Source organism: Sphingomonas panni (genome assembly GCF_022664435.1).
Classification (GTDB): domain Bacteria; phylum Pseudomonadota; class Alphaproteobacteria; order Sphingomonadales; family Sphingomonadaceae; genus Sphingomonas; species Sphingomonas panni.
Window position 1 is genome coordinate 87250 of sequence record NZ_JAKREU010000010.1, and the last position, 22852, is coordinate 110101.

The 22852-nt window shown below is 67.9% G+C and carries 28 protein-coding genes and 1 tRNA gene; 14 read left to right on the forward strand and 15 right to left on the reverse strand.

Annotated elements, in window-relative coordinates; translation table 11 throughout:
- Positions 1 to 121: 121 nt before the first annotated feature.
- The 4 genes from moaC to MF609_RS16835 are packed head-to-tail and all read right to left on the reverse strand — an operon-like array spanning position 122 to position 2932.
- The gene (gene moaC, locus MF609_RS16820) at positions 122 to 589 is read right to left on the reverse strand and encodes a cyclic pyranopterin monophosphate synthase MoaC (protein ID WP_277991306.1); all 468 of its coding nucleotides are present in this window, start codon (positions 587 to 589) and stop codon (positions 122 to 124) included.
- Entirely contained in the window at positions 586 to 1362 is a 777-nt protein-coding gene (trpC, locus tag MF609_RS16825) for an indole-3-glycerol phosphate synthase TrpC (RefSeq protein ID WP_242417305.1), read from the reverse strand. Before trpC ends, moaC begins: the two co-directional genes overlap by 4 nt.
- Positions 1359 to 2351 carry an anthranilate phosphoribosyltransferase gene (gene trpD, locus MF609_RS16830; RefSeq protein WP_242417306.1) on the reverse strand — a complete coding sequence of 331 codons (993 nt, stop codon included), beginning with the start codon at positions 2349 to 2351 and terminating at the stop codon, positions 1359 to 1361. Before trpD ends, trpC begins: the two co-directional genes overlap by 4 nt.
- Positions 2348 to 2932 carry an anthranilate synthase component II gene (locus tag MF609_RS16835; protein WP_242417307.1) on the reverse strand — a complete coding sequence of 195 codons (585 nt, stop codon included), beginning with the start codon at positions 2930 to 2932 and terminating at the stop codon, positions 2348 to 2350. Before MF609_RS16835 ends, trpD begins: the two co-directional genes overlap by 4 nt.
- Positions 2933 to 3042: 110 nt before the next feature.
- On the opposite strand from MF609_RS16835, the gene MF609_RS16840 reads away from it, so the two are divergent.
- Complete coding sequence (locus MF609_RS16840; protein ID WP_242417308.1) at positions 3043 to 3450, forward strand: hypothetical protein; 408 nt, start codon at positions 3043 to 3045, stop codon at positions 3448 to 3450.
- Positions 3451 to 3454: 4 nt separating this feature from the next.
- On the opposite strand, the gene MF609_RS16845 is transcribed toward MF609_RS16840, so the two are convergent.
- The 4 genes from MF609_RS16845 to MF609_RS16860 are packed head-to-tail and all read right to left on the reverse strand — an operon-like array spanning position 3455 to position 6472.
- Positions 3455 to 4615, reverse strand: coding sequence for a GGDEF domain-containing protein (locus MF609_RS16845; protein WP_242417309.1), 1161 nt, complete (start codon positions 4613 to 4615; stop codon positions 3455 to 3457).
- A 59-nt stretch (positions 4616 to 4674) separates the two neighbouring features.
- Positions 4675 to 4824, reverse strand: coding sequence for a DUF2256 domain-containing protein (locus MF609_RS16850; RefSeq protein ID WP_242417310.1), 150 nt, complete (start codon positions 4822 to 4824; stop codon positions 4675 to 4677).
- Positions 4824 to 5924, reverse strand: coding sequence for a 3-dehydroquinate synthase (gene aroB / locus MF609_RS16855; RefSeq protein ID WP_242417311.1), 1101 nt, complete (start codon positions 5922 to 5924; stop codon positions 4824 to 4826). The genes MF609_RS16850 and aroB overlap by 1 nt, the downstream gene beginning before the upstream one ends.
- Complete coding sequence (locus MF609_RS16860) at positions 5921 to 6472, reverse strand: shikimate kinase (RefSeq protein ID WP_242417312.1); 552 nt, start codon at positions 6470 to 6472, stop codon at positions 5921 to 5923. Before MF609_RS16860 ends, aroB begins: the two co-directional genes overlap by 4 nt.
- A 92-nt stretch (positions 6473 to 6564) precedes the next feature.
- On the opposite strand from MF609_RS16860, the gene MF609_RS16865 reads away from it, so the two are divergent.
- Genes MF609_RS16865 through MF609_RS16880 form a run of 4 tightly spaced genes read left to right on the forward strand, consistent with a single transcriptional unit; the run spans position 6565 to position 10360 of the window.
- Positions 6565 to 6702, forward strand: coding sequence for a hypothetical protein (locus MF609_RS16865; protein WP_242417313.1), 138 nt, complete (start codon positions 6565 to 6567; stop codon positions 6700 to 6702).
- Positions 6683 to 8497 carry a hypothetical protein gene (locus tag MF609_RS16870; protein ID WP_242417314.1) on the forward strand — a complete coding sequence of 605 codons (1815 nt, stop codon included), beginning with the start codon at positions 6683 to 6685 and terminating at the stop codon, positions 8495 to 8497. The genes MF609_RS16865 and MF609_RS16870 overlap by 20 nt, the downstream gene beginning before the upstream one ends.
- A 23-nt stretch (positions 8498 to 8520) precedes the next feature.
- Positions 8521 to 9402, forward strand: a complete 882-nt coding sequence (locus MF609_RS16875) for a tyrosine-type recombinase/integrase (protein WP_277991307.1) — start codon at positions 8521 to 8523, stop codon at positions 9400 to 9402.
- 10 nt (positions 9403 to 9412) lie between these two features.
- Positions 9413 to 10360 carry an acetyl-CoA carboxylase carboxyltransferase subunit alpha gene (locus tag MF609_RS16880; RefSeq protein WP_242417315.1) on the forward strand — a complete coding sequence of 316 codons (948 nt, stop codon included), beginning with the start codon at positions 9413 to 9415 and terminating at the stop codon, positions 10358 to 10360.
- A 104-nt stretch (positions 10361 to 10464) separates the two neighbouring features.
- On the opposite strand, the gene MF609_RS16885 is transcribed toward MF609_RS16880, so the two are convergent.
- Together MF609_RS16885 and MF609_RS16890 are read right to left on the reverse strand one after the other, a co-directional pair.
- A complete protein-coding gene (locus MF609_RS16885; protein WP_125660062.1) occupies positions 10465 to 10632 on the reverse strand; it encodes a Flp family type IVb pilin in 168 nt (55 codons plus the stop codon).
- A gap of 130 nt (positions 10633 to 10762) precedes the next feature.
- Positions 10763 to 10954, reverse strand: coding sequence for a Flp family type IVb pilin (locus tag MF609_RS16890; protein WP_242417316.1), 192 nt, complete (start codon positions 10952 to 10954; stop codon positions 10763 to 10765).
- 101 nt (positions 10955 to 11055) lie between these two features.
- On the opposite strand from MF609_RS16890, the gene MF609_RS16895 reads away from it, so the two are divergent.
- Positions 11056 to 11424, forward strand: a complete 369-nt coding sequence (locus tag MF609_RS16895) for a (deoxy)nucleoside triphosphate pyrophosphohydrolase (protein WP_242417317.1) — start codon at positions 11056 to 11058, stop codon at positions 11422 to 11424.
- Here MF609_RS16895 and MF609_RS16900 read toward each other — a convergent pair.
- Entirely contained in the window at positions 11421 to 12260 is an 840-nt protein-coding gene (locus MF609_RS16900) for a class I SAM-dependent methyltransferase (protein ID WP_242417318.1), read from the reverse strand. The genes MF609_RS16895 and MF609_RS16900 overlap by 4 nt on opposite strands.
- A 44-nt stretch (positions 12261 to 12304) precedes the next feature.
- Between MF609_RS16900 and MF609_RS16905 the strand changes: the two genes are divergently transcribed.
- The 4 genes from MF609_RS16905 to MF609_RS16920 are packed head-to-tail and all read left to right on the forward strand — an operon-like array spanning position 12305 to position 14571.
- Positions 12305 to 13036, forward strand: coding sequence for a ComF family protein (locus MF609_RS16905; protein WP_242417319.1), 732 nt, complete (start codon positions 12305 to 12307; stop codon positions 13034 to 13036).
- 31 nt (positions 13037 to 13067) lie between these two features.
- On the forward strand, positions 13068 to 13325 hold the full coding sequence (gene grxC, locus MF609_RS16910) for a glutaredoxin 3 (protein WP_242417320.1): 258 nt from the start codon (positions 13068 to 13070) through the stop codon (positions 13323 to 13325).
- Positions 13322 to 14146 (forward strand): carbon-nitrogen hydrolase family protein, encoded by an 825-nt coding sequence (locus MF609_RS16915; protein ID WP_242417321.1) that lies wholly within the window; start codon positions 13322 to 13324, stop codon positions 14144 to 14146. The genes grxC and MF609_RS16915 overlap by 4 nt, the downstream gene beginning before the upstream one ends.
- Positions 14143 to 14571, forward strand: a complete 429-nt coding sequence (locus MF609_RS16920; RefSeq protein WP_242417322.1) for a DUF1178 family protein — start codon at positions 14143 to 14145, stop codon at positions 14569 to 14571. The genes MF609_RS16915 and MF609_RS16920 overlap by 4 nt, the downstream gene beginning before the upstream one ends.
- A gap of 349 nt (positions 14572 to 14920) precedes the next feature.
- Here the strand turns inward: MF609_RS16920 and MF609_RS16925 are convergent.
- The 3 genes from MF609_RS16925 to folE form a co-directional block, all read right to left on the reverse strand.
- A tRNA-Arg gene (locus tag MF609_RS16925) sits at positions 14921 to 14997 on the reverse strand.
- Between the two features lie 47 nt (positions 14998 to 15044).
- On the reverse strand, positions 15045 to 15593 hold the full coding sequence (locus tag MF609_RS16930; RefSeq protein ID WP_242417323.1) for a hypothetical protein: 549 nt from the start codon (positions 15591 to 15593) through the stop codon (positions 15045 to 15047).
- A gap of 35 nt (positions 15594 to 15628) precedes the next feature.
- On the reverse strand, positions 15629 to 16252 hold the full coding sequence (folE, locus tag MF609_RS16935; protein WP_242417324.1) for a GTP cyclohydrolase I FolE: 624 nt from the start codon (positions 16250 to 16252) through the stop codon (positions 15629 to 15631).
- Between the two features lie 203 nt (positions 16253 to 16455).
- Between folE and MF609_RS16940 the strand changes: the two genes are divergently transcribed.
- From MF609_RS16940 to MF609_RS16955, 4 genes are all read left to right on the forward strand, one after another.
- Positions 16456 to 19119 (forward strand): TonB-dependent receptor, encoded by a 2664-nt coding sequence (locus MF609_RS16940; protein ID WP_242417325.1) that lies wholly within the window; start codon positions 16456 to 16458, stop codon positions 19117 to 19119.
- Between the two features lie 160 nt (positions 19120 to 19279).
- Positions 19280 to 19552: an SWIB/MDM2 domain-containing protein gene (locus MF609_RS16945; protein WP_055761337.1), complete on the forward strand. Its 273-nt coding sequence runs from the start codon at positions 19280 to 19282 to the stop codon at positions 19550 to 19552.
- A gap of 215 nt (positions 19553 to 19767) precedes the next feature.
- Positions 19768 to 20214 (forward strand): hypothetical protein, encoded by a 447-nt coding sequence (locus MF609_RS16950; protein WP_242417326.1) that lies wholly within the window; start codon positions 19768 to 19770, stop codon positions 20212 to 20214.
- Positions 20211 to 20942 (forward strand): TorF family putative porin, encoded by a 732-nt coding sequence (locus MF609_RS16955; protein ID WP_242417327.1) that lies wholly within the window; start codon positions 20211 to 20213, stop codon positions 20940 to 20942. The genes MF609_RS16950 and MF609_RS16955 overlap by 4 nt, the downstream gene beginning before the upstream one ends.
- Positions 20943 to 21045: 103 nt before the next feature.
- Here the strand turns inward: MF609_RS16955 and MF609_RS16960 are convergent, their stop codons facing one another.
- Complete coding sequence (locus MF609_RS16960) at positions 21046 to 22821, reverse strand: cation:proton antiporter domain-containing protein (RefSeq protein WP_242417328.1); 1776 nt, start codon at positions 22819 to 22821, stop codon at positions 21046 to 21048.
- Positions 22822 to 22852: the final 31 nt, after the last annotated feature.

Here is a 22852-nt window from a genome sequence, read left to right on the forward strand (position 1 = left end):
AAAGGAGATCAGCGGCGTTGCGTCTATGGATCCCCGCCTTCGCGGGGATGGCGATGGAGGTATGGATGACCTTCTCGAACGCCTTCCCAACTGGACCCGGGCCTTCGCCGGGGTACGGGACCTACCCCCGCACCCAGTCTCCCGACTTGCCGCCCTGTTTCTCCAGCAGGCAGATGCCGTCGATCACCATGGCCTTATCGATCGCCTTCGCCATGTCATAGATGGTGAGGAGTGTCGTGGAAGTAGCTGTCAATGCTTCCATTTCCACGCCGGTCTTGCCGTCGGTCGCGGCCGTTGCGGTGACGCGGATCGCGTTCCGCTCGAACGTGAAGTCGACCGATGCCTTGGTCAGTGGCAGCGGGTGGCAGAGCGGGATCAGGTCGCTGGTGCGCTTGGCCGCCATGATGCCGGCGACGCGGGCGACGGCGAGGACGTCACCCTTCTTCACCAGTCCGTCGCGGATCGCCGACAGCGCCTCCGCCGACATGGTGATGCGGCCGGTGGCGATGGCGACGCGGCGGGTCGGGACCTTGTCGCCGACATCGACCATGCGGGCGCTGCCGTCGGCGTCGAGATGGGTGAGGCTCAAGCGATCATCGCCCGCGTGGCCGCTTCGACATCTTCGTGGCGCATCAGTGCTTCGCCGATCAGGAAGCAGCGGACGCCATGTTCGGCCATCGCGTCGAGGTCGGCACGGGTGGTCAGGCCGCTTTCTGCGACGAAGGTGCAGCCGGCGGGCGCATGGCCGACCAGTTCATAGGTCCGCTCAAAACTGACCGTGAAGTCCTTGAGATTGCGGTTATTTACGCCGATCAGACGCGAACGGAGGTTCAGCGCCCGGTCGAGTTCGGCGCGGTCGTGTACCTCGACCAGCACGTCCATGCCGCGTTCGATCGCTGCCGCTTCGATCTCCGCCATCTGCGTGTCGGACAGTGCGGCGACGATGATGAGGATCGCGTCGGCACCCAATGCGCGGGCCTCGGCCACCTGCCACGGATCGACGTTGAAGTCCTTGCGCAGGACCGGCAGGTCGCAGGCGGCACGGGCGGCGACCAGATAGTCGTCGGCCCCCTGGAAATAGTCGATATCGGTCAGGACCGACAGGCACGCCGCGCCCCCGGCCTGATAGGCGCGGGCATGGGCGGGGGGATCGAAATCGGGGCGGATCAGCCCCTTGGACGGGCTGGCCTTCTTGATCTCGGCGATGAGGGCGTGGCCCGGCCTGGCGTCGAGCGCGGCGCGGAAGCCGCGGGGGGCGCTTTGTTCGCTGGCGCGCGCGTCGAGGTCGGCGATGCTGGCGCGGCCGCTGCGGTCGGCGACTTCGGCGCGCTTGGTGGCGAGGATGGTGTCGAGCATCGTCATGAATAGGCGATCCATTGGTCGAGCAGGCGGTCGGCCGCGCCGGAATCGATGACCTCTGCGGCGCGTTCGGCACCGTCGCGCAGGTCGGTGGCGGTGTCGGCGATCAGCAGGGCGGCGGCGGCGTTGAGCAGGACCGCGTCGCGATACGGGCTTTTCTCCCCGCGCAACAGCGCTCGCAGCGCGGCGGCGTTATGGCGCGCGTCGCCGCCGCGGATCGCGCTGATCGGATGGCGCGGCAGGCCGGCATCCTCGGGCACGATGCGGTCGGCCATGGTCATGCCGACGGGCACGACCACGGTCGGACCAGCACCGGAGATTTCGTCCAGCCCCTCTTCGCCCGACACGATCAGCGCGGTTTCGGCACCGAGCAGCTCCATCGCCTCGGCATAGACGGTCGCATAGTCGGGGCGGGCGATGCCGATCAGCTGGCGCGTGGTGCGCGCGGGATTGGCGAGTGGGCCCATCAGGTTGAAGATGGTACGCCGCCCGATCCGCTGACGGATGGGGGTGATGCGCTTCATCGCCGGATGATGGTTGGCGGCGAAGAGAAAGGCGATGCCGATATCGTTCAGCGTCGCCTCCGCCATCGCGCCCGCCGCACCCATGTCGAGGCCGAGTGCTTCGAGGGTGTCGGCGGCACCGGCCTTGCTGGAAGCGGCGCGGTTGCCATGCTTGGCGACGGGCACGCCACTGGCGGCGACGACGAGGCTGACGGCGGTGGAGACGTTGAGGGTATGGTGCCCGTCGCCCCCGGTGCCGCACACGTCGATGGCGTGCGCCGGCGCGGCGATCGGGATCATGCGGTGGCGGAGCGCGCGCGCGGCCTCGGCGATCTCGATGCTCGTCTCACCGCGAATGGCGAGGTCGGTGAGGAAGGTCGCGATGGCATCGTCCGACACCGTGCCGTCGAGGATCGCGGCAAAGGCTTCGGCGGCGCTTTCGTGGCTGAGCGGCGTCGACGGATCGGGGAGCAGGGTGGTGACGGTCATGCCGGCAGGCTCGCTGCGATCCCTGCGTCGTTCAGGAAATTGGCGAGCATGGCATGGCCATGTTCGGTGGCGATGCTCTCCGGGTGGAACTGCACACCGTGGATGGGGAGTTCGCGATGCCGGAACCCCATGACGCTGCCGTCCGACGCGCTGGCGTTGACCGCGAGCATGTCGGGAATGTCGGTCACGATCAACGAGTGGTAGCGCGTCGCGGTGAAGGGCGAGGGGAGGCCGGCGAACACGCCGGTGCCGTCATGCTCGATCGGCGAGGTCTTGCCGTGCATCAGCCCGCCGCGCACGACCTTTCCGCCGAAATGCTGGCCGATCGCCTGATGACCCAGGCAGACGCCGAGCAGCGGGCGCTGCGCCTCGGCACAGGCGGCCACGAGGTCGAGCGAGACGCCGGCTTCGGTCGGGGTGCAGGGGCCGGGGGAGATCAGGAATCCCTGCGCATTGCTGTTCAATGCGTCGGCAGCGGTCAGGCTGTCGTTGCGCTCGACGCGGACCTCGACGCCCAGCTCCATCAGGTAATGGACCAGGTTCCAGGTGAAGCTGTCGTAATTGTCGATGACGAGGATCATGGCACCGCCATAGCGTCCTGCGGGCGCGGTGCAACGGGGACGAAATCTTCGCGTTCATGTTCTGGTCATCGGTGCGGTCGCGTATGGATGCCGGGCAAGGAGATAGGGTTATGGTGCGTTGGGTGTTGGCGGGACTGGCCCTGGCAGTCGGAGCGCCGGCGATGGCGCAGGATACGCCGCCCGAACCGCCGCCGCAGCGGGTGCGCAACGCCACCGTCTATGGCGAGGAAGCCTGTCCCAAGCCGACCAGCGACGACGAGATCGTGGTGTGCGCACGGCTGGGCGAGAATGAGCGCTATCGCATCCCCAAGCGGTTTCGTGCGCCGCCGGACAAGTCGTCGGCCGGCTCCAGCTGGGCGATGCGGGCCGACAGCGCGATGGAAGAGGCGCGGATCGGGCGGCCCAACAGCTGTTCGGTGGTCGGCACCGGCGGGCAGACCGGCTGTACCCAGGCGATGCTGCGCCAATGGTTCGCATGGCGGCGCGACCAGCAGGCGACGCAGAGCCAGATCCCCTGACGAGTCAGGCGGCGTCGTCCATCCGGCCGAGGCTGTCTTCGTACCGGAATGCCCGCCCGGTCCGTTTCGAGGCATAGAGCGCGGCATCGGCATGGTGTCGCAGCTGATCGACGCTCGCCGCATCCTCGGGCAGACAGGCATAGCCGACGCTGGCGGTGACCGGCGCGACCATATCGGGTGCGATTCGGTAGGGTGGGCTCGACAGCGTTTCGCGGATGCGTTCGGCAAGTGCAGCCGCGGCTTCGGGCGGGAGGTGGCGGACCGCTACCATGAACTCGTCGCCCCCCAGCCGGGCGATGAACGCCTGGTCGGGCGATGCCTGTCGCAAGCGTTGCGCGACCTCCACCAGCACGGCATCTCCCGCCGCATGGCCGTAGCGGTCGTTCACGGGCTTGAACCCGTCGAGATCGATACAGACAAGCGCCACCGGTTCGATCGAGCGGTCATCGAAACGCGCCAGCACTTCGTTCAGGCCGTGACGATTGACGAGGCCGGTCAGCGGATCATGGCCGGCGAGGTGGCGGTTGTGCTCGGCCGCCTCCAGCGAATTCGCCAAAATCCGCCCGAAATTGCCGAGCAGGGCACGCACGCCGATGAACAGCGGCACCGTCATCGGCAGCAGCAGCCACAGCAGCGGTTCGCGCGACATCGCAAGCCCGATCTTCAGCGGCAGGTCGCACAGGATCATCATCAGCGTCGCCATGCGCGGCATGGCGTAGTTGCGTGCGCAGATCGGCGCGACCAGCCCGAGGACGAATGCCGTCGCAAGGGTCATCAGCACCACGTCGCCGGTGCGGGTGATGACGAAGGCGGAAAGTCCCTGCAGGGCGCACCAGCCGAGCGACAGCCGCATTGACCGTTCGATTGTCGGTCGAGCGCCGGCGCGGTATGCGTGGCGCGCCTGGCGAAGGGCTTCGAGGCGGAGCGCCAGCAGGATCAGTTCGGCGGCAAAGACCAGCCAGAAGATCGGTTGGCCGGTGCGAAGCGCCGCCGCGACGCCGATCGAAATGCCGGTCAGCGCGGCCATGACGACGACCGACGGCGCGGACAGCGCACAGGCGTACAGCATCGGGCGGGCCGTATCCGGTACCTTTACGACCGGATCGGCCAGCCAGGCGAGGATCGGATTGTTGCCCGACAGCCGGGCCTGGCGTTGGTAGTCCATCCGATCGATCCCGAACGCATGCGATCGGTTACGATAGGGCGCAAAACCCTTTCAATCTGTTAATCCGGCTTGCCGGTGCGACGGCAACGGTCCGAGCAATAGACGACGTTGTCCCAGTCGCGTTCCCACTTCTTGCGCCACGCGAACGGGCGCTGGCACACCGGGCAGACCTTGGTCGGCAGGTCGCGCTTGGCGACCCCCCGCGGCATCAGCGGGGCTGCCGGTCGAGGAAGGCCGCGACCTGTCCCAGATCGACCGAGCGGTCGAGATAGGTCTGGCCGATGCCGCGCGCGAGGAGGAAGGGCAGGGTGCCGCCCTCGCGCTTCTTGTCGTGGAGCATATGCCCGACCAGCGTCTCGCCCGTGGCGGTGATGCCGGCGGCGGCGAGGCCGTCGGGCAGGCCGGCGTTGCGCAGATGCGCCGCGACCCGGTCGGCATCCTCGGCACGGCACAGCCCCTGTTCGGCGCTGTAGGCAAAGGCCAGCGCCATACCGGCCGCGACCCCCTCGCCATGCAGCAGCGATCCGTCGAAGCCGGCTTCGGCCTCCAGCGCATGGCCGAAGGTATGGCCGAGGTTCAATAATGCGCGCGTGCCGGTCGTCTCGCGTTCGTCCGCGCCGACGATCCGCGCCTTGGCCGAAACCGAGCGTGCGATGGCATGGGCGCGCGCCGCAGGATCGCCGAGCAGCAGCGCGGTGCCGTGTGATTCGCACCATGCAAAGAAGTCCGGGTCGTCGATCAGCCCGTATTTCACGACCTCGGCATAGCCGGCGCGGACTTCGCGGGGGGCAAGCGTGTCGAGCGTCGTCGGGTCGATCAGCACGAGCGCGGGCTGATGAAAGGCGCCGACGAGGTTCTTGCCGGCGCGGGTGTTGATCCCGGTCTTTCCACCGACCGACGAATCGACCTGCGCGAGGAGGGTCGTCGGCACCTGTACGAAGCCGCAGCCGCGCTTCAGGATCGCGGCGGCGAAGCCGACCAGATCGCCGATCACCCCGCCGCCCAGCGCGACGATATGGTCGCCCCGCTCGACGCCGAGCGCCAGCAGCGAATCGAGCAGCGATTCGAGCGTCGCCCAGCTCTTGGACCGTTCGCCTGCCGGAATCTCGATCGCCTCGCTGGCGATGCCGGAGGCCGCAAGGGAGTCGCGAAGCGTGGCGAGGTGCATCGGCACCTGCGCATCGGCGACGATCACCATCCGCCGTCCGCGCGCGATCGGCCCCAGATGATCGCCCGCGCGCGCCAGCACGCCGTCCTCGATCACGATGTCGTAGCTGCGGGTGCCGAGGTCGACGGGGATGACGGTCATTGGCCGATGGCTTTCAGGATGGCGGAAACGGTGGCGTCGTGCGGCGCGTGCTGGCTGACGATATGGATCGGCGCAAGGGCGTAGACCGGGTTTCGCACGCGGGCGAGCTCGGTCAGCACCTTTTCCGGGTCCTTGCCGCGCAGCAGCGGGCGGGTATCGCGACGGCGTACCCGGTCGGCCAGGACGGCGGGGGAGGCGTCGAGCCAGATCGCCAGCGCCTGATCGAGGATAAGGTCGCGGGTGTCCGCCTGCATGAAGGCACCGCCGCCGGTGGCGATCACCTTAGGCGTGCCGTCGATCAGCCGGGCGATGACGCGGCGTTCACCGTCGCGGAAATGATTTTCGCCGAAGCGTTCGAAGATTTCGGCGATGGTCATGCCGGCGGCATGTTCGATTTCGTTGTCGGCATCGACGAAATCGAGCTTCATCCGCTGCGCCAGGCGGCGGCCGACGGTCGATTTGCCGACGCCCATCAACCCGACCAGCACGATCGGGCGGCCGGTCCAGCGGGGGGCGGGTTGAGGCAGGGAGTCTTGAATTTGCAGCATTGCGGGAGGGGCTATACAGCCGCCCCGCGGATCGGGCAAAAGGCGCGTCGCCGTATTTTTCCTGGCCCATCGTATTCGGGACGATCTGATCCATGTCGCGTTCGCTTGTCATTCTCCTCGTCGTCGTCGTCGCGCTGGTCGCGGGCATGTTCGTTCTGGCGGGACGGTCGACCGAGCAGCAGCCGACCCAGATCGAAAAGGCGGTTTCGCTTGAAAACCTCGCCAACTGACCGGTTGCGCGTCGGGATCGCCGCCGCCGCGCTGATCGCGGTCGCGGTGCCGGCGATCGGGCAGGACGTGCCCGAATCGCTGCTGCCGCCGGGTTTCGGCGATGCGCCGGCCCCGGCCCCCACGCCGACCCCGCGCGCCAGCTCCCGCCCGGTCGCGCCCGGTACGCCGAATTTCGCGCCGGCCGCGCCGATTGTCCAGCCGCTGCCGGGCGTTCCCGGCGTGCCGGGGGCGACCCCGCTGCCGACGCCCAGCGCGACCGCCACGCCGACCCCGGTCAGCCCGGAAGCGCTGCGCCAATATGAGCTGCCCGATTATGCGCGGCGCTCGACCGCCAGCATCGGTATTGCGGGGCAAGGCGGCGCGTTCGGCGGCAACGCCTTCGGCACCGGCGACGGTCCGTGGCTGCAACGGATCATGCGCTCGCTCGACGCGCCGATCGTGTCGCGCTGGGTCTCGATCGCCCTGCGCCGCGCGCTGGTGTCGGATATTGCCACACCGTCGGGCGTCGACGGCGCGGACTTCGCGGCCGAGCGCGCGTGGCTGCTCGTGCGGATGGGCGAGGCGGCACCCGCCCGCGCGCTGGTCCAGTCGGTCGACATCGACAACTACACGCCGAAGCTCTTTCAGATCGCGATGCAGGCGATGCTGGCGACCGGCGATCCGGGCGGTCTCTGCCCACTGACCGCGCCGGCGATGCGGGTGTCGAACGAACGCGGCTGGCGGCTGGCCAATGCCATCTGCCTCGGCCTGTCGGGCGAGGCGGGGCAGGCCGGGCGGATCGTCGATCAGGCCCGGCGACAGGCTCCCGGCGGCGGCGCGATCGACGTCGCGCTCGCCGAAAAGCTGGTCGGCAAGGGCGCGCAGGGCCGCCGTGCCGCGACGATCGAGTGGGACGGCATCGACCGGCTGACCGCGTGGCGATACGGCATGGCTGCTGCCAGCGCGACGCCGGTGCCTGCCGGCCTGTTCGGCGGCGTGGGGCCGCAGGTCCGCTACTGGCATGCGACCGCGCCGCAATATGCGCCGAACGTTCGTCTCGCCGATGCGGACCTTGCCGCCGCGCAGGGCGTGTTGTCGAGCGAGGCGCTGGTCGACCTTTATGCGCAGCTGACGACGGACGAGGATGCGACCAGCACGCAGACGGCGCTGGCGACCGATTTGCGTACCGCCTTTACCGGCAGCGATACCGATCGGCTGGCGATGCTGCGCCAGTTCTGGGAACCGGCAATCACTTCCCCGCTCGGCTATGCGCGGCGGGTGCTGACCGCGCGGGCGGCGGCGATGATCGCGCCGGTCGCCGATCATGTCGGCGATGCCGATCAGCTGATCGCGTCGATGCTGACCGCCGGGCTGGACCTGCCGGCGCTGCGCTGGCGCGGGGTCGTGCCGGTCGGCAGCGATGGCTGGGCGATGCTGACGGTGGCCGACCCGATGGGCCGGTCGGTCGCGCCGGGGGCGGTGTCGGACTATGCCGGGCAGAATATGCGCAAGGGGCAGTTGCTGTTCGCCGCGCTGGCTGGCCTTGGCCGCCTGCCGCGCGATCAGGTGCAGGGCATGGCGCGCGAACTGAACGTCGCGGTCGGCGCGCGCAATGCGTGGACCGATGCGATCGACCGCGCGGGCGTGAATGGCGAGGGCGGTACGGTGCTGCTGCTCGCTGCGACCGGAATGCAGACCCCCGACTGGCGCGGCGTGCCGGCCGAGGCGCTGTTCCACATCGTCGCCGCGCTGCGTGCGGCGGGGCGCGAGGGCGAGGCGCGGATGATCGCGGCGGAAGCGATCGCGCGGTCGTGAGCGCACCCGGCAGCGACCGGGTTTTGATCGACCGCTTTCTGGAGATGATGGCGGCGGAGGCGGGGGCGGCGCGCAATACCCTCGCCGCCTATCGCACCGATTTGTCGCTGGCGTCCGACGCGCTGGGCGGGCGGCTGGCGGGGGCGGATGCGGCGGCGATCGGGCGGCTGGCCGATGGCTGGGGCGAGCTTGCCAAGGCGACGGTGGCGCGCAAGGCGGCGGCGCTCCGGCGGTTCTTCGCGTTTCTGGCGGAGGAAGGGCTGCGCGAGGACGATCCGGGCGCAGCACTGCCCCGGCCCGGTACGTCGCGCGGATTGCCGAAGACGCTGTCGAGCGGCGATATCGATGCGATGTTCGCGGCGATCGACGGGCGGATCGCACGGGTGCCACCCGATCGCAACGACCTGCGCCTGTCCGCGCTGTTCGAGCTGCTATACGGATCGGGGCTGCGCGCGACCGAGCTGGTGTCGCTGCCGCGCGGGATCATCGCGTCCGACCGGCCGTACATGATCCTGAAGGGCAAGGGCGGGCGCGAGCGGATGGTGCCGCTGTCCGACCGGTCGCGGGCGGCTGTCGCGCGCTGGCGGGTGCATGTCCCCGCCGACAGCATGTGGCTGTTCCCGTCGGGCAAGGGCCATTTGTCGCGGATGCGGCTGTACCAGATCGTCCGCGCGCTGGCGGCGGAAGCGGGGATCGCACCCGACCGGATCAGCCCGCACGTGCTGCGCCATGCATTCGCCACGCACCTGCTGGAAGGCGGCGCGGACCTGCGCGCGCTGCAGGCGATGCTGGGCCATGCCGATATCGCCACGACCGAAATCTATACCCATGTCGATGCGTCGCGGCTGGTGCAGCTGGTCAACGAACGCCACCCGCTGATTGACGAAGGGCGGACACGGCCATAGGGCGCGGACCATGGCTACCTTCCTTGATTTCGAAAAACCCATCGCCGAGCTGCAGGCGCGCATCGACGAACTGCGCGATACCGCCGCCGATGGCGAGCTGGACATCGCGACCGAGATCGGGCGGTTGCAGACCAAGTCCGACCGGCTGCTGCGCGAAACCTATGCCAAGCTGACCCCGTGGCAGAAGACGCAGGTCGCCCGCCACCCGGAACGGCCGCATTTCAAACATTATGTCGCGGGGCTGGTCGAGGATTTCATGCCGCTGGGCGGCGACCGTGCCTTTGCCGACGATCAGGCGATCCTGGGCGGGATCGGGCGGTTTCGCGGGCGCAAGGTCATGGTGATCGGCCATGAAAAGGGCGACGACACCGCGACGCGGCTGCGCCACAATTTCGGGATGGGTAAGCCCGAAGGTTACCGCAAGGCGATCCGGCTGATGCAGCTGGCCGACCGGTTCGGCTTGCCGGTGGTCACTTTGGTCGATACGTCCGGCGCGTTTCCCGGCATCCAGGCCGAAGAGCGCGGGCAGGCCGAGGCGATCGCGCGCTCGACCGAAGCGGCGCTGAACCTCGGCGTGCCGATGGTGTCGGCGATCCTGGGCGAGGGTGGTTCGGGCGGCGCGATCGCGCTGGCGGCCGGCAACCGGGTGCTGATGATGGAACATGCCGTCTACTCGGTGATCTCGCCCGAAGGCTGCGCATCGATCCTGTGGCGCACTGCCGACAAGGCCCCTGAGGCGGCCGAAGCGATGCGGGTCACGGCGCAGGACCTGAAGGCGCTGGGCGTGATCGACCGGATCGTGGCCGAACCGCTGGGCGCGGCGCATCGTGATCCGGCAGCGGCGATCGCGGCGCTGGGCGATGCGATCGATGGCGAACTGAACGGGCTGGTAGCGCAGGACGGGGCGGCGCTGCGCCTGTCGCGGCGGCAGAAGTTTTTGGCGATGGGGCGGCTGTAGCATCGGGTGTGCGCGGCCCGGCCAGGGCGATCCCCTTTTGTTCTCTTGAACAGGTCGGGGCGGCGGAACCCCCGTTCCGCCGCCCCGACCGTTCGAACGCTGTCTTACGACGCCTTCATGTTGCTGGTGACGTTGCCGAAGGTGGTCTTCAGTTGGTTGCCGAGGCCCTGCATCGCGGCGATGGCGGCGACGGCGATCAGCGCTGCGATCAGGCCGTATTCGATTGCCGTGGCGCCCTTGCTGTTCTTCAGGAAGGTACGGATCTTCTGCATAATCTGCTCCATGGTTCTGCGTGCTTCAATTCCCGGTCGTTCGAAACCAGGTCTCGTCCGACAGGTGGCAAGTTATTGGGAGCGCGGTTTACAAACGTTTAAAGAATTGGCCGGAAAATCATTATGATGGTTAACCGCGCGGCCCGGTTTCGGTTACGTTTGTCGCCACGCCGTTCCACATGTCGCTGGTCGTCTTGCCCAGTTGCGTGATCGCCGCGATGATGCCGATGACGACCAACGCCATGATCAGCCCGTATTCGATCGCGGTCCCGCCGCGCCGGTCCCGCCACAGGCTGCGCATCCCGCGCAGAGTTGAACGCATGACCGGTACTCCTGCTGGTCGTATCGCCCGTTCCTATCGCGCATGAGGTTAAGAAAGTGTCGTCCAGCCCTGTCCCGATTTTACTGGTAACCGCCGCGGCGATGATCGACGGCGATGGCCGCGTGCTGGTGCAGCAGCGTCCGCCGGGCACCGCGATGGCGGGGCTGTGGGAGTTTCCGGGCGGCAAGGTCGAACCGGGCGAGACGCCGGAGGCGGCGCTGGTGCGCGAACTGGACGAGGAACTGGGCGTCGTCGTCGATCACCAGTGCCTGGCCCCGGCGGCGTTCGCCAGCGAGGCGCTGGGCGAACGGCACCTGTTGCTGCTGCTCTACGCGTTGCGCAAATGGCGCGGCATTCCAGTCGCGCGCCATGCGACCGCGCTGCAATGGCTGCGCCCGATCCAGCTCCATGCGTTGCCGATGCCGCCGGCCGACCGGCCGCTGATCGGCCTGCTGGAAGCGCTGGTCTAACCCGCGTCGCGCCGGCCCAGCGTATCCGCGAGCGATGCGGTGGCGCTGCCCCGGCGGGCGGGTTGCGGCTGGCTGGGCGCGGGGGACCAGCCGGTGAGGTAGATGACCTCGAACTGTTCGGCGGTACGGCCATCGGGATCGGCGCGATCGGCAAAGGCGGACGCCGCCGCCATCAGCCCGGCGCGGCCGAGCGGGGCGGGTTCCAGCAGGCCGGTCGCCCCCATGCCGCGCAGGTCGTCGACCAGCTTGCCGAGACCCGCATAGCGCACGGTCAGCATTTCCGAATCGGCGACGGGCAAGGCGAAGCCGGCGCGGACCAGCAGGTCGCCGGCCGAACGCAGATCGATCTGCGGATGGACCCTCGCCGCCGGCCGGTCGGCCTCCGCGCTCAGCAGCGACTGACGCAGCGTCGGGAGCGTGCGTCCGCCGGTGAAGGCGGCGAGGAACAGACCGTCGGGGCGCAGGCTTCGGCGGATCAGGGTCAGCGCGCCGGGCAGGTCGTTGACGCTGTCCAATACGCCGACCGATACCACCAGGTCGAACGCACCGTCGGCAAAGGGCAGCCGGTCTTCATCCCCCTGCACGCCCTGTGCGGCGCGGGCAAAGGCGAAGCCCGGATCGAACCGCGCGACGCGAGCGCCGGGTGGCGGTACGAAGGCGCCATCGGCGCATCCGAGGTCCAGCACGTCGGAAAATCTGCGCGTCACCGCCTGCAACCGGTCCTCGACGCCTTCCAGCATGAACCGATGCAGGAAATCGGCGCGGGCGAAACCGGGCTGGGCGCGGTCGCGGTGGAGGCGGCGGCGGGGGCGGGCAAAGAGATCGGGGGCACTCACGCCGCGCCTTGTGCCGGGTGGCGCGGGCGGCGACAAGGGTGGCGATGCGTCTCGCCCGAATGCCCGTCGCCGCGATGGCGCAACTGGTCGCCCTGGCGCTGCCCCCGCGGTGTCCGGGGTGCGGCGTGGTGGTGGAGGCGGACCATCGTTTTTGCGCAACCTGCTGGGCGGGGCTGCGGTTTCTGGGCGACCCGGCCTGTGCCGCCTGCGGCACGCCGATGGCGATCGATCAGGGGCCGGGGATGCGCTGTGGTCCCTGTCTCGACAAGCCGCCGGGGCATGACGGGGTGCGGGCGGCGGTCGCCTATGGACCGGTGGCGCGCGATGTCGCGCTGAAGCTGAAATATGGCGGGCGGCTGGCACTGGCGACGACGATGGCACGGCTGATGGTCCGGCATCTGGCCGAGGATGCCGAGGGCCTCGTGCCGGTCCCGCTCCACCGGCGGCGGCTATGGACGCGGGGCTATAACCAGTCGGTGCTGATCGCCGATGCGCTGGTGCGGATGCGGGGCGTGCCGGTGTTGCGCGACGCCCTGTGCCGCACCCGCGCAACGCCGCCGCTGCGTGGCTTGAGCGGGCGGGCGCGGGCAACGGCGGTGCGCGGCGCGTTTGTCGTCGTCGATCGGGCGTCGATCGCCGGGCGGCGACTGGTGCTGATCGACGATGTCCATACCAGTGGGGCGACGGTCGAGGCCTGTGCAGCAGCGTTGCGCAAGGCCGGCGCGACGCGGGTCACGGTCCTGTGCTGGGCACGGGTCGTCGGCACGGACGATTGACAAGGGGGCCATGCAGACACAACTGATAAACATGGCAAGCATCACCATCTATACGAAGGCCTTCTGCCCCTATTGCACGCGCGCCAAGCGGCTGCTCGACGGCAAGGGCGCGGCCTATGACGAAATCGACATCAGCATGGGCGGGCCGAAGCGGCAGGAGATGCTGGCGAAGTCCAACGGCCGGACGACCGTGCCGCAGATCTTCATCGGCGATACCCATGTCGGCGGGTCGGACGACCTCGCCGCGTTGGAGCGGGACGGCAAGCTGGACGCATTGCTGGCGGCATGAAGCTCGCGCTGCTTCAGATGACTGCCGGCATCGATCCCGATGCCAATGCGGCGCTGCTGGTGGACGCGATCGAGCAGGCGGCGGCATCCGGTGCGGCGATGCTGTTCACGCCCGAAATGTCGGGACTGATCGATCGGGACCGCGAGCGGGCGGCTGCGTCGATCGCCACGGAGGCGGACGATCGCGTGCTGCGGGCGGTACGCGACGCGGCGGCCCGGGTCGGCATCTGGGTCCATCTGGGGTCGCTGGCGATCCGGGGCGCCGATGGCCGTCTTGCCAATCGCGGCTATGTGATCGACGGCCACGGTGCGGTGCGGGCCAGCTATGACAAGCTGCACCTGTTCGACGTGACGCTGCCGAGCGGGGAGAGCTGGCGCGAATCGGCGAGCTATGCGCCGGGGGAGCGCGCCTGTGTGGTCGGGACGCCGGCGGGGGCGATGGGGCTGTCGATCTGTTACGACCTGCGCTTCGCCGACCTGTTCCGCGCGATGAGCGATGCGGGAGCGACGATCCTCTCGGTGCCTGCCGCCTTCACCGTACCGACCGGACAGGCGCATTGGCACGTCCTGTTGCGCGCGCGGGCGATCGAGGCGGGCGCGTTCGTCGTCGCGGCGGCGCAGACCGGTGTCCATGCGGACGGCCGCACGACCTATGGCCATTCGCTGGTGATCGACCCGTGGGGCAATGTGCTGCTCGACATGGGGGAAGCGGCGGGGATCGGCATGGTCGAGATCGACCTGGACCAGGTCGCTGCGGTGCGGGCGCGTGTGCCGGTGATCGATCACCGCCGTCCGATCCCGCCGGTCGACGTCGTCCGATGATCGTGTTCGACCTGCGCTGCGGCAACGCCCATGTGTTCGAGGCGTGGTTCGCGTCGAGCGATGCCTATGCCGAGCAGCGGGAACGGTCGCTGATCCAGTGCCCGATGTGCGACGACGCCCGGATCGAGAAGGCGGTGATGGCGCCAAACATCGCCCCCAAGGGCGACCGTCCCGTCGGGCCGCCGCCAGAGGCGATGAAAGCCGCGCTGGCGGCGCTGGCCAAGGCGCAGCAGGAGGCGTTGTCGGGCAGCGAATGGGTCGGCCGCGCCTTTGCCGATCGCGCGCGGGCGATGCATGTCGGCGACGCCGATCCCGCGCCGATCCATGGACAGGCGACGCGCGAGGAGGCGAAGGCGCTGGTCGAGGAAGGCGTGCCGATCGCGCCATTGCCGCTGCCGGTCGTGCCGCCCGAGCGGGCGAATTAGGACCGTATCGACATTCAACTCCTTGAATAGCCGGTCCATCGCCGTCGTCACTTCCGTGCAGGCCGGAGTGCATAAGCGCCAGCGTCACGAATCCAGCTGAAACGTCGGCGGCTATGGATTCCCGCCTGCACGGGAATGACGGAAGTTTGCGTTGGGCGCTGAGTGGCGATCGGTTCCAAGGTGCGACGGTGCTGCGCCAACCAGTCTCCGAGCCATTGCGTTTGCTTCGAGCGCAGGTTCGGGTTTGTCGAGAACCGAAGGCGAGAAGGCGGTGCCCGACCAGCGTGTTCTCGACGTACGCTTCTCGACAGGCTCGAAGCTGCTCGAACCGAACGGGGTAAGGGAAAACTGGTGGCCTCGGAGGGACTCGAACCCCCGACGCCCGCTTTAGGAAAGCGGCGCTCTGTCCAGCTGAGCTACGAGGCCAGGCGCTCGCTCTATTATGCCTGTCGCCGCGACGCAATCGGGTCCGGTCAACTGCCGCATTCCCAACGGCCCTCGCGATAGATGCGTTCGCCGCCATCGGCGGTGCGCATGGTCAGCGTGGCGGGCCATTGCCGGGTCGAATCCGATGCGGGATCCGCATTGGCCGCCGGACGGTCGACGGTGAACGAAACCTTGTCGCCGGCCAGGATGCCGCCGGTCTGGATCGCCTCGCGTCCCGGCGTCGCGGCAGTGATCCGACGCAGGCGCTTGTCATATTTCACGAGTCCGTCGCCCTGATCGCGCACCAGCAGCAGTACGGGGCCGCGAGGCACGGTGCGGAAGGAGCAGCCGGAACCGAGCAGGTCCTTGTCCTCGAAATCGGCATAGACCATCGGCTGCAATTCCGGCGCGGCGTGCGGCTCGGGTGTGTCGGGCAGTCCGCGCGCCAGTGCCGGCTGCGGCGTCGGGGCGGGGGCGACGCCGCCCACCGATCCAACCGGCTGCGCGGAATCGGCCGCGTTCGCGGTGGCGGGGGGCTGGCCGGAGCAGGCGGTGACCGCCGCTGCGGCGAGGAGGCAGGCGAGGGGACGGATCATCGCGTTGCAACGTCCCGCGCGACCCGGCCGTTCCGTCATCCGCGCCCGATCAGTGACAACACTTCCTTGCGGCTGCGTTCATCGTCGCGGAACACGCCCATCATCCGGCTGGTCGTCATGGTGACACCTGGCGTGCGGACCCCGCGCGAGGTCATACAGCCATGGGTCGCCTCGATCACCACCGCGACCCCGCGCGGGCGCAGGCCGTTCCAGATGCAGTCGGCGACCTCCGCCGTCAGCCGTTCCTGCACCTGCAGCCGCCGGGCATAGCCGTGCAGGACGCGGGCGAGCTTCGAAATGCCGACGACATGGTCCTTCGGCAGATAGGCGATGTGCGCCTTGCCGACGATCGGCGCCATATGGTGTTCGCAGTGCGACTGGAACGGGATGTCGCGCAGCAGCACGATCTCGTCATAACCGCCGACTTCCTCGAACACGCGGTCGAGATGGTGTGCCGGGTCCTCGGCATAGCCCTGCGTATATTCCTTCCACGCGCGGGCGACGCGCAGCGGGGTATCTAGCAGCCCTTCGCGATCGGGATCGTCGCCGGTCCAGCGGATCAGCGTGCGGATCGCGTCGGCGACATGGTCGGGAACCGGAATCTTCGGCGTCGGGCCGACCAGTTCGCCGCCGGCGGCATCGTCGTTCGCGTCACACATCGTCTGGTTCCATTCCCGATCTTCGACTCGCTGTCGCCGGCAGGGTCGATGCCCTGCAAAGCCGCAACTGTGGCTTCCATACCCGTTCGCCGAGGAAAGCGCGCGGCGGATGCAGGTTGCCCGTTGACGCGGGATAGATGCTTCGTCACCAAATGCAACATGCCTAGCCGGATGATATCGGCAGCTGAGGAAGAGGGGATGCCATGAAGAAGTTCCACCTGCTGACCGCGACCGCCCTGTCGATGGTCGCCGGCGCAGTCCCGGCGCTGGCGCAGACGACGCCGACGGCACCGGTCGAGACCCCGACCGCACCCGCCGCGCCGGGTGACGCTACGGCACAGGGCGATGACGATTGGGGGAACGAGATCATCGTCACCGCCAACCGCCGCGCCGAACCGATCCAGGACGTGCCGATCGCGGTCACGGCCGTGAATGCGCAGCTGCTGGACGATGCCGGCGTGCGCGACATTCGCGGCCTCGAACAGCTGGCGCCCTCGCTTCAGACGACGACCGGCCAGTCGTCGGCAGTGTCGACGTCGCTGTCGATTCGCGGTGTCGGCACGGCGGGCGACAATCCGGGCTTCGAACCGGCGGTCGGCGTGTTCATCGACGGCGTGTTCCGCTCGCGCGCCGGCATCGCCATTGCCGAACTGCCCGAGATCGAGCGCGTCGAAGTGCTGCGCGGGCCGCAGGGGACGCTGTTCGGCCGCAATACCTCGGCTGGCGCGCTGTCGGTCACGACCGCAATGCCGAAGTTCGACTTCGGCGGCTATGTCGAGGGCGAATACGGCAATTTCAACGCGTACGAACTGAAGGGCGCGCTGACCGGGCCGGTCAGCGAACAGCTCGCGCTGCGCGTCGACGGCGGTTATCGCAAGCGCGACGGCTATATCGAGGACGTCAATTCCGACCGCGCGTTCAACGATATCAACCGCTGGTATGTCCGCGGCCAGGCGCTGTACGATACCTCGGCGTTCAGCTTCCGCCTGATCGGCGATTACTACAAGACCGACGAACAATGCTGCGGCGTGGTCAGCGGGACGCGTGGGCCGACGGCCGCCGCGATCCAGGCAATCGCCGCGCAGCAGGGCCGCACCGGCATCTATACCGGCGCGCCGTCCGACCGGAAAATGGCGGCATCGCCCAACCGCGACTATGGCGAGGCCGTGCGCGACTGGGGCGTGTCAGGCGAGATCAACGCCGATGTGGGCGAAATGAAGCTGACCTCGATCAGCGCCTATCGCGACTTCCGCGTGCTGCGGAACCAGGACATCGACTATTCGGGGATCGATCGCGCCTATCGCGACGGATACCGCTCGGCCCTGCGCGACATTACGCAGGAAGTACGGTTGCAGGGGCAGCTGTTCGACGGGAAGCTCGATTTCCTCGTCGGCGGCTTCTACCTGAACGAAAAGCTGAAGCTGCGCGATACGGTGCGGCTGGGCAACGACGCCAACCGCTATGTCGATACGTTGCTGGCGGGTGTCCTCGGCGCACCGCCCTCGGCCGGGGGCATCGGGCGGCAGGCGCAGTTCTTCGGCAGCTTCAATGTGCCGACCTTTACCCAGCTGGTGACGTCGCTGCGCGGCGGCGCGGCACTGCCGACCGGCACGGTGCCGCTGTTCGGGCAGCTGCTCTATGCGCAGAGCCCGCAGCTGCAGGCGAACTTCGCGCCTGGATCGTCGGTGTTCAACTATCTGAACACGCCGCTGACGCCGAACGTCGCGGGACAGGGCAATAATAACGACGATTTCCAGGTCGATACCAACGCCTTTGCGCTGTTCACCCACAACATCGTCAATTTCAATGACAAGCTCTCGCTGACGCTGGGCCTGCGCTACAATTACGAGCGCAAGGAGCTGGCGGCGTCGATCAACAGCAACCCGGCGGCGTGCGGCTTCTTCCTCGGTAACGATCAGCGTGCGATCATCTATCGCGAGGCCATCCGTGCCGCCAGCCCGGCACTGTTCCAGAACCTGTTCCTGCTCAGCTGCAATCCGGCGGTATCGAGCGAGTTCAACGGCAATTACAGCCATGACCGGTCGGAAAGCCGCCTGACCGGCACCGCCAAGCTCGCGTACAAGTTCACGCCCGATGTGCTGGGCTATGCCAGCTATGATCGCGGCTTCAAGTCGGGCGGCTACAATCTCGACCAGGCGAGCTTCAACACGAGGGTGCTGGGCGGCGACGGCGCGCAGGCAACCGACCTCGAATTCGGGGCGGAGACGGTCGACAGCTACGAACTAGGCCTGAAGACCAGCCTGACGCGGCAATTCTCGTTCAACGCGGCACTGTTCTATCAGAAATTCAAGGGGTTGCAGTCGCTGATCTTCGCCGGCAACAGCTTCGTCGTACAGAATGTGCCCAAGTCGACCGCCAAGGGCATCGAGCTGGAATCGCTGATCCAGCCGATCCGCGAATTGAGCTTCCGCCTGGGCTATACGCTGCTCGACGCATCATACGACGCCAGCAACAACTTCGCGGGCACGCCGCTCCAGAACCAGAATGGCCGCCAGTTCCTGAACCAGCCGCGCAACGTCGTCACCGTCGCCGCGACCTGGACCCCGCGCCTGACCAGCACGCTGAACGCGCTGTTCCATGTCGACATGCGCTACAACAGCGACGTGTCGATCGTCCGTGACGGCACCGGGGCGACGGCGGTCGGCAATGACGGCTATCCGCTCCTCAACGGCAAGATCGGCGTGGCGACCGACGATCGCAGCAAGCAGCTGGAACTCTTCGTCGAGAATATCACCAACCAATATTACAACATCTCGGGCTTCGCGATTCCCGAACAGACCGGCACCTATGGCGTCTATCCCGCCATGCCGCGCTTCTACGGGGTTCGCGCGCGGTTCGGTTTCTGAACCCGTAGCGGCGTCCGACGCGGGTTCGCGGGGGAATTTCGTGCGTTTGACGGTACGGTTTGTCGCTTTTCCCCCGCGACAAGCGGTTCGGAACCTTGCATAACCACCCACCTGCCGCGCCGGAAAGGCGCGGTTCGCAGGGGGCATTAGGAGGAATAATATGGCCAAGGAAACCACGACGACCGGCGGCGCCCGGGGCGGAATCGCGAAGCCGGTGACGCCGTCGGCCGATCTGGCGAAGATCACCGGATCCGACCCGCTGCCCCGCAGCGAAGTCGTCAGCAAGATGTGGGAATATATCAAGAAGCACGACCTGCAGAATCCGAAGGACAAGCGCGAAATCCTGGCGGACGAAACGCTGGAAAAGCTGTTCGGCAAGAAGTCGTGCTCGATGTTTGAAATGAACAAGCTGCTGAGTGCGCACATGAAGTAAGCGACGGGCGTCGATATCGACGTCGTCTGTTCACGAAAACACCGTCCGAGGGGCTGCCCTCGGGCGGTGTTTTCCTTTCGTAACAAAGCATTGCCGAGGCGATTTTCGGAACGCAGCCCCACGGCCATCGGTTATGTACGTATCGGACGAAAGTCCGATCGGACGACCGGCCAATATGGGTCGGCGTCCTCCGCAGCAGGACAAGGAGACACGCGATGACGTTCGGATTGGTGGGGTTGTTGCTTGGCGTCGCCATGGGCGCGCCGGAGGGCGGCATGGCGCATAGCGCGCGCATCGATCATCGCAGCGGCACGGTACAGTCCGATTATACCGCAAAGGTGCAGGTTACCCATCGGCAAGTGGGGGCAGTCGGCGCGGGCGGGCGTCCGTCGACGCTGCGTTGCCTGTGGCGTGCGGGACTGGTCGTCGAGCGGCAGGCGCGCCATGCATCGGGATCGATGCTCGCCCGCTCCTTCAGCCATGATGAAGTGATCGAGGGCAGTCGGCCAGGTTGGTGCAGTGCGCAACGGGCGGCGATCGCCGAGGAAGTCGCCAGCCGCAACGACGCGTTGCAGGCACGACTGGTCCAGCTGGCACAGCAGGACCATGCGGTGCTGCATGCAGAGGTCGACCGGATGCATGGGACGGCACAGGCCGGATGATCGGTCGGATAGCATTGGGCGTCGCGTCGCTGCTGGTCACGGCAGCGGCGCAGGCGCAGTCGCTGCCATCCGTCGGCGTCGAGGCGACGACCGACGAACGTCGGCGGGGGCTGAGCTGGAGCGAAGGGCGGGCGTCGATTTCCGGCGATGCCGCGCTGACACTTGGTGCCGTCGAGCTGGACGCGCGTGTCGCGGCGTTGCGCGGATCGGTACGGCACGACGGAGCCGATGCGGTTGCCGATCTGGGCGCGGCGATCGGCGGGGATGTCGGGCCGATCGCGCTGCGGGCGCGGGCGATCGGGCATGTCTTCGCCGGAGCGGAGCGAGGCATGGACTATGCCGAGTTCGGTGGTGACGCCCGTTACACGCTGGGGCCAGTCGAACTGACCGCCGGTGCGCTCTATGCGCCGCCGCAGCGGGCGATTGGTGGCAGCAACCTCTATTTGTCGGCGCAGGGGGTAGCGGCCATTCCGATGACGCCGTTCACGCTGGTCGGCGGCATAGGGCGGTCGTCAGGCGCCGTCGATGACGCCGCGCGGGCCGACCGGCTGCGTCCGGGCGGCACCTATGTCGACTGGCGGCTGGGCGTCGAACATGTGACCGGACCGCTGACGCTGGCGCTCGATTATGTCGGGACCGACCTGAACGATGACCGGATGGTCGCGGCGATCGGCGACCGCCGGCATAGCGGCGATCGCATCCTGGGGCGGGCGCGGTTCGCTTTTTGAGTCAGGACGTCTTCGTGGCGAGCGCCGTTCGACGCAGCATCCGCGACTGAAGTGACGTTCGAAGCGGACGGTTCGGCTTTCGGCAATGAATGTCGGCCGTCCGCTACACCGGATCGTCGATCCGGCGCAGGCGGCGGATGCGGGGTTCGCGCTCCAGATCGGCCTGTTCGCGGATCGTCTGGCGCAATTCGTCGCGCTTTTCGTGGATCGATGCGATCACCGGACCCATCGCCACGCCGAGGTCGACCAGCACCGCCTCCGACAATTGCAGCGAGCTTTCGAGCGTTTCCGGCACCGCATCGCTGACCCCGGCGGCATAGAGTTCGGCGGCATGGGTCGCATCGCGCGCGCGGGCGAGGATGGTCAGGTTCGGCACCCAGCCGCGCACTCGCCGCGTCAGGCGCACGGTCAGCACCGGGTCGTCCATCGTCAGCACAAGAGCCGAGGCGCGACCGAGGTCGAGGCGGTCGACCAGTTCGGACCGCGACACGTCGCCGAACAGGATCGGATGCCCCTCCGCACGGGCCATGGCGACATTGTCGATATCCGAATCGACCGCGATATAGCTTTTGCCATGGGTCTTGAGCATCTCGGCGACGAGGCGGCCGACCCGGCCGAAGCCAATGATGACGACGCGGCCTGCGGGCGTATCGACCGGCGCTTCCTCGGGCGCGCCGACGCGGTGTTCGATGCGCCGCGACGCCCGCTTGCCCAACATGGCCAGCAGCGGGGTGATGGTCAGGCCGATCGCGGTCACCGTCTGCCAGAAGGCGGCGGTCGAGGGTTGGATCAGCTGCGCCTGCGTCGCGGCGGCCAGCACGATCAGGGTGGTTTCCGACGGGCTGGACATCAACAGCCCGGTTTCCGTCGCCGTGCCCGGCCGCACGCCGTTGAACCAGAGCAGTCCGCCGGTCACCGCCGCCTTCAGCACCACGACCCCGGCAATCGCGCCGAGCAGTTCCGGCCAATTGTCGGCGATGGTCGCAAGGTCGAGGCTCATGCCGATGGTGATCAGGAACACGCCGAGCGCCAGCCCCTTGAACGGGGCGGTGATGACCTCGACCTCACTATGATATTCGGTTTCGGCGATCAGCAGGCCGGCGAGCAGCGCGCCGACGATCGGCGACAGGCCGGCGGCGGTGGTGACGAGGCTGGCGACGATCACCACCAGCAGGCTGGCCGACAGGAACAGTTCGGGGCTCTTGGTGCGGGCGGCCTGCGCGAACAGGCGCGGCAGGAACAGGCGGCCGGCGGCATAGAGACCGACGACGCTGAGTCCTCCCCACATCAGGGTGTTGGCGAGGCCGGACCAGCCTTCGTCGCTCGCCGTCGGGGCGAGGGCGCCCAGCGCGAAGATGATCGGGACCAGCGCGAGATCCTCGAACAACAGCATCGAGAAGGCGGTACGGCCGACCGGCCCGGTGGTGCCCGCCATCGGCAGCACCAGCGCGGTGGACGACAATGCCAGCGCAAGGCCGAGGCCGATGGCGCCCGCCGTCGCCTGTCCCAACGCCATCAGCGCGACGCCGATCAGCAGCGCCGATCCGAACAACTCCGCCGCGCCCAGACCGAATACCTGCCGCCGCATCGCCCATAGCCGCTTGAACGACAGTTCGAGACCGATGGAGAAGAGCAGCAGGACAATGCCGAATTCGGCGAAGGGTTCGATCGAATGCCGGTCGGTGATCGTGATGTGGAACAGCCACGGCACCCGGTCGACCAATGCGCCGAGGCCGAACGGGCCGACCAGGACACCGACCAGGATGAACCCGATGACCGGGTTGACGCGAAAACGGGCGAAGGCGGGAATGACGAGGCCGGCAGCCCCCAGAATGACCAGCGAATCGCTGAACGGCGTCGAATCAATCGGCAATGGCATGGGACCATTGTTGCGGATGCGGCACGGATGC